General features: G+C 71.6%; 9 protein-coding genes and 2 tRNA genes. 2 read left to right on the forward strand and 9 right to left on the reverse strand.

What is annotated here, in order from left to right:
* The first annotated feature begins 16 nt into the window (after nt 1-16).
* A complete protein-coding gene (locus ACFWE1_RS17260) occupies nt 17-730 on the forward strand; it encodes a TetR/AcrR family transcriptional regulator (protein WP_376934721.1) in 714 nt (237 codons plus the stop codon).
* On the opposite strand, the gene ACFWE1_RS17265 is transcribed toward ACFWE1_RS17260, so the two are convergent.
* From ACFWE1_RS17265 to ACFWE1_RS17275, 3 genes are all read right to left on the reverse strand, one after another.
* The gene (locus tag ACFWE1_RS17265; protein ID WP_376934722.1) at nt 718-1,821 is read right to left on the reverse strand and encodes a M20 family metallopeptidase; all 1,104 of its coding nucleotides are present in this window, start codon (nt 1,819-1,821) and stop codon (nt 718-720) included. The two genes, ACFWE1_RS17260 and ACFWE1_RS17265, sit on opposite strands and share 13 nt — an antisense overlap.
* Nucleotides 1,818-2,702 (reverse strand): alpha/beta fold hydrolase, encoded by an 885-nt coding sequence (locus ACFWE1_RS17270; RefSeq protein WP_376934723.1) that lies wholly within the window; start codon nt 2,700-2,702, stop codon nt 1,818-1,820. Before ACFWE1_RS17270 ends, ACFWE1_RS17265 begins: the two co-directional genes overlap by 4 nt.
* A gap of 78 nt (nt 2,703-2,780) precedes the next feature.
* Nucleotides 2,781-3,671: a LysR family transcriptional regulator gene (locus tag ACFWE1_RS17275; protein ID WP_376934724.1), complete on the reverse strand. Its 891-nt coding sequence runs from the start codon at nt 3,669-3,671 to the stop codon at nt 2,781-2,783.
* Between the two features lie 69 nt (nt 3,672-3,740).
* On the opposite strand from ACFWE1_RS17275, the gene ACFWE1_RS17280 reads away from it, so the two are divergent.
* A complete protein-coding gene (locus ACFWE1_RS17280; protein ID WP_376934725.1) occupies nt 3,741-4,898 on the forward strand; it encodes an MFS transporter in 1,158 nt (385 codons plus the stop codon).
* An 11-nt stretch (nt 4,899-4,909) separates the two neighbouring features.
* Here ACFWE1_RS17280 and ACFWE1_RS17285 read toward each other — a convergent pair whose 3' ends face one another.
* The 6 genes from ACFWE1_RS17285 to ACFWE1_RS17310 all read right to left on the reverse strand — a co-directional run bounded on the left by ACFWE1_RS17285 (nt 4,910) and on the right by ACFWE1_RS17310 (nt 8,806).
* The gene (locus ACFWE1_RS17285) at nt 4,910-5,299 is read right to left on the reverse strand and encodes a GNAT family N-acetyltransferase (protein ID WP_376934726.1); all 390 of its coding nucleotides are present in this window, start codon (nt 5,297-5,299) and stop codon (nt 4,910-4,912) included.
* Between the two features lie 138 nt (nt 5,300-5,437).
* On the reverse strand, nt 5,438-5,656 hold the full coding sequence (locus tag ACFWE1_RS17290) for a hypothetical protein (RefSeq protein ID WP_376934727.1): 219 nt from the start codon (nt 5,654-5,656) through the stop codon (nt 5,438-5,440).
* Between the two features lie 149 nt (nt 5,657-5,805).
* A tRNA-Ser gene (locus ACFWE1_RS17295) sits at nt 5,806-5,897 on the reverse strand.
* An 84-nt stretch (nt 5,898-5,981) separates the two neighbouring features.
* On the reverse strand, nt 5,982-7,280 hold the full coding sequence (locus ACFWE1_RS17300; protein WP_376934728.1) for an LCP family protein: 1,299 nt from the start codon (nt 7,278-7,280) through the stop codon (nt 5,982-5,984).
* Between the two features lie 52 nt (nt 7,281-7,332).
* Nucleotides 7,333-7,417 (reverse strand) — tRNA-Ser (locus ACFWE1_RS17305).
* 135 nt (nt 7,418-7,552) lie between these two features.
* Nucleotides 7,553-8,806: an LCP family protein gene (locus ACFWE1_RS17310; protein WP_376934729.1), complete on the reverse strand. Its 1,254-nt coding sequence runs from the start codon at nt 8,804-8,806 to the stop codon at nt 7,553-7,555.
* Nucleotides 8,807-8,871: the final 65 nt, after the last annotated feature.

Consider the following 8,871-nt stretch of genomic DNA (forward strand, 5'->3'; position numbering starts at 1 on the left):
TTGAAGGAGGACCGGTTTGTCGACGCCGAAGTCAGCTGACGCAGCCTCCGCCGGCTCGGGCCGGAAACGGCGCGCCCGGGATTCGCTGAGCCGCGAGCTCATCGTCGCCGCAGCCGAGGAGATCGCGCAGCAGGAGGGGCTCGAGAAGCTCACCTTCCAAGCCATCGGCGAGAAGCTCGGCGCGCACCCCACCTCGCTGTACCGGCACTTCCGCGACAAGGACGAGCTGATGCTGGTGCTGATCGACACCCTGCGCGCCCGATCGTACGCCGGAGCGATGATCGCGACGGACGACTGGGTGGCCGACGTCCGCGCCCAGGCCCGCCTCATCCACGACCACTACATGCGGTACCCGGAGTTCGCGCTGCAGATGGCGACGCGCCGGCCGACCGACTTCGGGTCGATGGACTTCATGATCGGCGCGCTGCGCCGCGCGGGCTACGGCGCCGAGGAATCGGCCTTGTACGCGCGGGCGCTCGGCCAGCTGGTGCGCTCGGCGACGAGCATCCAGGCCGCGATCGAGGCGCAGCCGGCCGAGATCCGCGAGCTCGACGAGGTGACGTGGGAGATCGACTTCCGCCGACTCGATCCCGAGGACTACCCCAACATCACCTGGGCCGGCAGCCTCCCCGGCATCCGCGATCCGCGCGCCTGGGAGACGGCCCTCGAGCTGATGATCGAGAGCATCGTCCGCCGGGCGCCCGGCCGCGACGCCGCTCAGCCGGACTGACCCCCGTCGAGGGCGTCGATCGCCCCCGCGATGAGTGCGATCCGCTCGATCATCGAGGCGAATGACACCCACTCGTCGACCGCATGGGCACCACCGCCGTTCGGACCGAGCCCGTCGAGCGTCGACGCGCCGGCCGCCGCCGTGAAGTTGCCGTCCGATGCGCCGCCGACCGCGACGTCGCAGAGCTCGGGCTGCCCGAGTTCGGCCGCGACCCCCCTCGCCACGGCGAGGAGCTCCTGCGAGGCTTCCGGCTCCATCGGCGGCCGGTTGATCCCGCCGTGCAGCACGAGCTCCACATCGGGCGTCCTCGTGGGCAGCGCGAGCATCTCCCGGTGCACGCGCTCCAGTTCGGCGACCGACCAGGCGCGCACGTCGATGCGGAGCTCGGCATGGTCGGGAATGGCGTTCGTGACAGTGCCGGCCCTGGCGACGGTGGGGCTCACGGTCGTCCCGAGACTCGCGTCGGCCAGCGCCGGCAGGGCGAGCACCTGGTGCGCGAGCTCGGTCAGGGCGTTGCGCCCGCGCTCCGGCTCGAGTCCGGCGTGCGCCGCCCGGCCGTGCACCTCGATGCGGTAGATGCTGCCGCCCCGGCGCGCCGTCTTCACGGCACCGTCGAGGCTCGGCTCCAGGACGAGGACCGTGCCGCAGCGCCTGGCCTCCTGCTCGATGAGGGCGCGCGAGGTGATCGAACCGGTCTCCTCGTCGCTCGTCAAGAGGATCGCCACCCGTTCCGGGTGCGCCACTCTCGCGAGCGCCTCCGCCATCACCACGATGCCGGCCTTCATGTCGAAGACGCCGGGGCCGGTGATGCGGTCGCCCTCGACTCGGAACGGTCGCGCAGCGGCGGTCCCGCGCGGCCACACGGTGTCGAGATGCCCGAGGAGCAGGACCGAGGGCGACGCCCCGCCGCTCCAGCGCAGGTGCCGCACCCCGTCGCTCTCGACGATCTCCCCAGCGGTCCCCGCGACGGGGGCCAGCCAGGAGTCGATGAGCGTGTGCGCCGCGTCGATGGCGTCCGCGTCGCCGGTCGGCGTCTCGATCTCGACGAGCGAGCGGAGCCGGTCCAGCGCGCGTCGATCCGCCGCCGTCACCAGGCCCCTCCCTGCTCGAGGAAGGCGCGCAAGGCCGCTGCGGTCTCGGCCGGCGCTTCCTCGGCGAGATAGTGGTCGGCTTCGACGGCGTGGCCCTGCACGTGGGCGGCGAACTCGCGCCAGACGGCGAGGACGTCGAAGTTGCGTCCGACGTAGCTCGACTCGCCCCAGAGGGCGAGGAGCGGGGCTTCGATCGTGCGGCCGGCCGCGCGGTCCTCGCGGTCGTGCTCGAGGTCGACGCCGGCGGCGGCGCGATAGTCCGCGCAGGAGGCCCGGATCGTGTCGGCGTCGAAGCACCGGCCGTACTCCTCCATCACCTCGGCCGGGAACACGTCCGGGCGCCGGGCCCGCCCCCGGAACCGGCTCTCGAGCCAGGCGCGGGGGTCGGCGCCGATGAGCGTCTCGGGAAGTCCGCCGCCCTGGGTCAGGAAGAACCAGTGGAAGTAGCTGGTGGCCATCGCCCGGTCGACGTGCTCGAACATGTACAGGGTCGGCACGATGTCGAGCACGGCGAGCGCGGCGACGGCCTCGGGCGCATCGAGCGCGAGCCGGTGACCGACGCGTCCGCCGCGGTCATGGCCGACCACGGCGAAGCGATCGAATCCGAGCGAGCGCATCACTGCGAGCTGATCCGCTGCCATCGCCCGCTTGTCGTAGTGCTCCCCGATGGGCTTCGCCGAGTCGCCGTACCCGCGGAGGTCGCTCGCGACCACGGTGAACCGTTCGGCGAGCTCCGGAGCGACGAGCCGCCACATCGAGCGGGTCTGCGGATACCCGTGCAGCAGCAGCAGCGGCGGTCCATCACCGCGGACCGTCGCGGCGATGCGGACACCGCCGCCGACCTCGACCGTGGTGCGGTCGCCCTCGAACAACTCCATCATCACTCCAGTCAGCATCGCCGCTAGTCAGCGCCATTGACTATACACTGACAATCGCGGCCGCCACGCGTCGAGGAGCGTTCAGCGCGCCGCTTCGGCGAGCGCCAGCAGGAACTCCTGGGCGAGACCACGGGCGTCGGGGCGGACCAGGGCCGCGATGGTCCGGGACGCCAGCGGGTCGTCGATGGCGATCTCGACCGCACCGGTGCCGATGCCGTTCGAGCTCCGCGGGAGGATCGCGACGCCGAGCCCCGCGGCCGCGAGCCCGTGGGCGACACGGTAGTCGTCGACCTGGAAGGCCGCCTCGGGCACCGGGCCCGCCCGGCCGAGCAGCCGGAGCACGGAGTCGTGCAGGCCGTACCCCCGATTCAGACGGATCGACGGCTCCTGCCGGAGCTGGGCCGCGGTGACCGATCTCGCCGTCGACAGCGGATGGCCCGCGTGGACGACGGCCACGAGCGGCTCGACGTACAGCGGCTGCACGTGCACGGCGTCGAGTTCCGGCGGATCGGCGACGAGCGCGAGCATCACCTCGCCCGCGACGACCGCTTCGATGCACGCGTCCCGCGAGCCGTGCGTGAGCGAGAAGGATACGTGCGGCCGCTGCAGGCGGTACCGCCCGATCGCCCTGGGCAGGAACTGCTCGCCGAGCTGCGTCTGGAACGCCACCGAGAGCTCCCGTCGCGACAGCTCCTCCTGCGTCATGGCGGCCGCGATTCCCAGCCGCAGCGCCGACACCGCCTCCTGCGCCGCTCGAGCAAGCTCAGACCCGGCGGGCGTGAGCCGCACGGAACGCCCGTCAGGGCGGACGATGGGCACGCCGAGCGCCTCCGACAGCGCCTTGAGCCCGCGGCTCGCCGACGACTGCGGGACGCCGAGTTCGTCGGCGGCACCGCCCACCGATTCGGTCGACGCGACCGCGGCGAGCAACGGCGCATAGCGCGCCAACGCGCGCAGCTGTCGAGATTCCATGTCGGAATGCTATGCCTTAGCCATAAGAACTCATTAGTGCTGCTTCTGCGGCATGGATACCGTCGCTGCATGAGCGAAGGCGTCGCAGCACGGATGACCCTGGTGCTGGTCTGCGCCGGGCTCGCCACCTTCGCGGATCTCTATGCGATCCAAGGGGTCCTCCCGCTCGTCGCCGCGGAGTTCCGCGTCGACGCCGCAACGGCCGGGCTCACCGTCTCGGCGGCGACGATGGGCCTCGGACTGGCGGTGCTGCCGTGGGTCGCGATCGGCGAACGCTGGGGGCGGGTCCGTTCGATGAAGGCGGCCGTGCTCGGTGCCGCCGCGATCTCGCTGGCGTCCGCGGCGGCCCCGACGGTGGAGACCCTCCTCGTCGCCCGCGTGCTGTGCGGCGCGCTGCTCGCCGCCGTCCCCGTGCTGGCGGTCGCGTACGTGCACGAGCTGCTCGGTCCGGCGGCGGCGGCGAGGGCCGTCGCGGCCTATGTCGCCGGCACGACGCTCGGCGGTGCGAGCGGACGACTGCTCGCCGGACTCCTCGCCGAGCCGGTGGGCTGGCGGGCGTCGCTCGCCGTGGTCGCGCTGCTCAGCGCCACCGCAGCGGTGACGTTCGCGCTGCTGGCGAGGGGCACGCCGCCCACCGGCGCATCGCGCGCCAGACTCGTCCCCGGCATCCTCGCCGCGCTCGCGAACCCCCGGCTGAGTTCGATCGCCCTGCAGACCTTCTTGCTGATCGGCGTCTTCGTGGGCATGTACAGCTACCTGACGTTCCGCCTGCAGGAGTCGCCGTACTCGTTGTCGCCGGCGGCCATCGCCCTGCTCACGCTGTGCTACCTCGTCGGCACGCTGACCGCGCGACTCTCCGCGCACGTCGTGTCGCGCCTGGGCTATCGCGGAACCGTGCTCGTCGGGATCCTGGCGATGGGCGCCGGCCTGGCGCTGAGCTGCGTCGAGCCGATCGCCGGGGTCGTCACCGGCCTCGCCCTGTTCACCGGTGCGTGGTTCCTCACGCACGCCGCCGCCTCCGCGGAGACCGGCGCCCGCGCATCCGCGGACTCCCGAGCACATGCGAGCGCGGTGTACACGATCGCCTTCTACCTCGGCAGCGCCGTCGGCGGCTGGGGGCTCGGCCTGCTCTTCCACGCGGCGGGCTGGCCGGGCTTCGCGCTCGGGGGCGCGACGCTCGTCGTGCTGGCCGGGGTGATCGCGCTGACCGTCAGGCCCGCCGACTGACCGCGCCGCGCTCAGCCAGGAGTCGTCGAGCGGGCGATCCTCTTGGCGAAGTACACCCGGTCGAAGCCGTCCTCATGGCGCCGCCCACGCTCCTGGTATCCGAGCTTGGGGTACATCGCCAGATTCTCGACCATCGCGGCGTTGGTGTAGAGACGGACTTCGGGAACCCCGGCACGCTCGGCCAAGCCCTCCGCGTGTCGGAGCAGCGCGCCCCCGACTCCGTGGCCGTGGTGGGCGGGATCCACCGCGACGTTCTCGACGAACAGGTGATCGGCGGCGAGGTCCGTGACGATCACGCCGACCGGCACCTCTTCCAGCAGGGCGACCGCCACCTGCCCGTCGCGGACTCGCGCACGGTAGTCGTCGTCCATCGGCGCGGGACGCCGCCCGATGCGTGCCACGTATGGTTCGTACGCACGTCGCACGATGCGGATCAGCGTGTCGACGTCACCTGGTTGCGCTGGCCGAATCTCCATCTTCACAGCTTGCCAGTCCGCCCGGACTCAGTCGGGATGGTCCCGTCACTGCCGAGCCCCGGCTTACTCAGTCGCGCCATCCGAGTCGTCGCCGCCGGAGCCGTCTGCAGGGAGCCGGCTCGGTTCGCCACCGATTCCAGCGCCCTGCCCCTCGGGCTCCTCAACCTCGCCGCTTCGGTGGGCTTCGACTTCCTCTTCGTCGACCTGCGTTACCGGCAGGTCCATGCGGTCCGCGTCCCTGTTGTCGCCGGGGTCGATGAACCCGCTCGAGATGTCAGTCATGCGCCGCTCCTCTCGGTTTCTCGTGCGGCCACGCTTCCACGGCTCCCCGCTGGGCAGGAGCCGGTTGACAAGACTGGCGGCGCTCGATGTAGGCTGCGCCGCCGTCCAGAAACGACGAACGCCCCCGCACACGGCGGGGGCGTTTCGAGTGGCGGAGACGGCGGGATTTGAACCCGCGGTCCCCTTACGGGGACTCCACCTTAGCAGGGTGGTGCACTCGACCGGACTATGCGACGTCTCCATGCGGACGCTTGCGCGCACGCGAGTGCCATCATAACCCGATGCTCCCGCGAATCACGATTCGAGGGGCAGGGGGCGCCCGGCCCTACTGGTCGGCGAGGGTGCGACCGGCGGAGCAGCGCACCTCGGCGGCCGTCTGCCCGGTGACGTCGCTCGGCAGCGAGCCGGGCGGCGGGGTCGACTCGACGGGGGCGTCGCTCGAGGCATCCTCGGCCGGGGCCTCCCCCGTGTCGCCCTCGGCGGCGACCTCGGCGCTCGGCGACGCGGGCGGCGCGGTCGGGTCGGCGGCCGACGCGAAGTCGGTCTGGTCGGCGTTCGGGTCGAAGGTGATCGGCTCGTCGTTCTGCAGCGCCTGGTTCACCAGCTCGGCCGACTCGGCGGGGATGACGCCGTCGTCCTGGTAGCCGGTCGGGTACTGGATGAACGCGATCTTCGACAGGTCGACGTCCTTCATCGCCTTCGCGATGGAGATCATGCGCGTCGGGTCGGTGAGGCTCGACGAGAGCTGCATGTTCGCGAGGGCGACCTTGGCGATGCTGTAGAGCTTGACCGGGTCGCCGAGGGTCCCGTCGGACTGCAGCTGACGGGCCAGCGCGGAGAGGAACACCTGCTGGTTGGAGATGCGGCCGAGGTCGGAACCGTCGCCGACGCCGTGGCGCACGCGGAGGAACTGCAGGGCGGCGAGCCCGGAGAGCTCGTGCATGCCGGCGTCGAGGTACGTGTCGGTGTACGGGTCCTCGATCGGCTCGGCCACGCACACCTCGACGCCGCCGATCGCCTCGGAAAGCCCCGCGACGCCCATGAACTGCACGATGCCGGCGAACGGGATCGTGACGCCCGTGAGCTCCTCGACGGTCTTCACGACGCAGTCCATGCCCCCGTAGGAGAGCACGCTGTTCAGCTTCACGCTCGAGAGCGCCGACAGCTCCTCGTCGGGGTTCTCGGGGTCGGTGCAGGTGCCGGGGACGGAGACGTACATGTCACGGGGGAAGCTCACGACCTCGACGTGCGAGTGGTCCTCGGCGATGTGCATGAGCATGGTCACGTCGTTCAGCACGGCGGTTTCCTCGTCGGGATCGCCGAAGCCGTTGCCCTGCCCCTGCCGGCTGTCGCTGCCGATGACGAGGAGGTTCACGCCGCCCTCGATCGCGCCCACGTCGGGCACGCCCTCGAGCACCTTCTCGCTATCGAGGGTGACCGTGGGCTGCGTCGAGGCCGCGAGGTCCCAGGCGGCGTAGGCCGCGACCGCGCCGCCGGAGACGAGCGTGACGGCGGCGACCGCCGCGACGCCCTTCAGGATCGTCTTCCACGCCGCGCTGCGGCGGAGCCGGCCGTGCCGCGCGAGCGACGGCGTCTTGGCGGAGCGCCGCGAAGTGGGCTGCACGTCGTGAGGCAAATCGCGTTCCTTCCGTCTGCCAGGCTTGGGGGATTCGACGCGGAGGGCGTGGGATTCGAACCCACGAGGCATTGCTGCCCACTGGTTTTCAAGACCAGCTCCATCGGCCGCTCGGACAGCCCTCCATGCCCGCCGGCGAGCGCCTCGTGTCTGCACCCCGATACGCCCGCGACGGACAGGCCCCGATTCTACCGAACCACGTCCCCCAGAGCCTGCCATTCGGGCCTGAGAAGGTGCTGAGGCAAGCTCGGATCCCCTGATCAGCCCGCGTTCGCGGTCGAGCAGCGCACCTCGTCGCCGGCCTGCCCGGTCACGTCGTCCGGCAGGGTCGGCGGGTCCGTCGGGGCATCCGTCGCGGGCGCATCGCTCGCGGCCGCCTCGTCGACGGCGCCGTCCACCGCATCACCCACCGCCGGATCCTCGGGCGCCGGCGTCTCCGGTGCCGTGCCGTAGCTGGCGCGGTCCGTGGCGGTCGCCGAGAGCTCGATCGGCGCGTCCGCCTGCAGGGCGGCGTCGACCGCCTCGGCGGAGTCCGACGGCACGACCGCGGAGAGATCCTCGGTGTACCGCGTCGGGTACTGCACGAACACGATCTTCGAGAGGTCGAGATCCTGCACCGTCCGCGCGATCGCGATGAGCGTCGCGGGGTCCTGCAGGTAGCTCGAGAGCTGCATGTTCGCGAGCGCCGCCTTCGCGATCGAGTACAGCCGCACCGGGTCGTCGAGCACGCCCTCGGCCTGCACCTTGCGCATGAGGGACGCCATGAACGCCTGCTGGCTCGAGATGCGGCCGAGGTCGGAGCCGTCGCCCACGGCGTGCCTCGTGCGCAGGAACGCGAGCGCGGTCAGCCCCGAGATCGAGTGCGTGCCCGCGCCGAGGTTCAGCCCCGACCACGGGTCGTCGATCGGGTCGACGAGGCAGACCTCGACGCCGCCGATGGCCTCGCTGATCGCCGCCACCCCGGCGAACTCCACCACACCGGCCAGCGGGATCGGGATGCCGACGAGCTCCTCCACCGTCTCCGCCACGCAGCCCAGGCCGCCGTGCTGGAAGACCGTGTTGAGCTTCACGCTCGACATCGACGAGAGCGTCTCGCCCTCGGCGCCGTTCGGGTCGGCGCACTCGGGCACGCTCACGAGCAGGTCCCGCGGGAAGCTCACGACCTCGACGTGCGAGTGGTCCTGGGCGATGTGCACGAGCAGGTTCACGTCGTTCAGCACCGCCGAGTCCTCCTCGGGGTCGCCGAAGGAGCCGTCGGCCGGCCGCTTGTCGATCCCGGCGAGGAAGAAGGTGAGTCCGCCGTCCATCACCCCGATATCAGGGACCTCGGCGAGCACCTCCTCGCTCTCGAGCGTGAAGGTTGGCGGCTCCTGGATGTCGTCGTAGAGGTCGGCGACGGCGTACGCGGCGATGCCGAGCGTCGAGACGAGCAGCACCGCGACGCTCGCGGCGAGCCCCTTCCCGAGCGCGCGCCACGCGCTCGTGCGCCGCTGTCTGCCGTGCCGTGCCGCCATGGCGTGCGCTCCCCCGGACCGGCCAGGTCGATGGCCGTCGCAGCGACAGGATAGCGGGATGCCCC

It is taken from the genome of Agromyces sp. NPDC060279, assembly GCF_042726785.1.
Lineage (GTDB): Bacteria > Actinomycetota > Actinomycetes > Actinomycetales > Microbacteriaceae > Agromyces.

Excerpts from the sequence above, each read along its gene's own strand:
- ACFWE1_RS17275 (WP_376934724.1), bottom strand. The coding sequence starts at position 3,671 with ATGGAATCTCGACAGCTGCGCGCGTTGGCGCGCTATGCGCCGTTGCTC.
- ACFWE1_RS17290 (WP_376934727.1), bottom strand. The coding sequence starts at position 5,656 with ATGACTGACATCTCGAGCGGGTTCATCGACCCCGGCGACAACAGGGAC.
- ACFWE1_RS17270 (WP_376934723.1), bottom strand. The coding sequence starts at position 2,702 with ATGATGGAGTTGTTCGAGGGCGACCGCACCACGGTCGAGGTCGGCGGC.
- ACFWE1_RS17280 (WP_376934725.1), top strand. The coding sequence starts at position 3,741 with ATGAGCGAAGGCGTCGCAGCACGGATGACCCTGGTGCTGGTCTGCGCC.
- ACFWE1_RS17310 (WP_376934729.1), bottom strand. The coding sequence starts at position 8,806 with ATGGCGGCACGGCACGGCAGACAGCGGCGCACGAGCGCGTGGCGCGCG.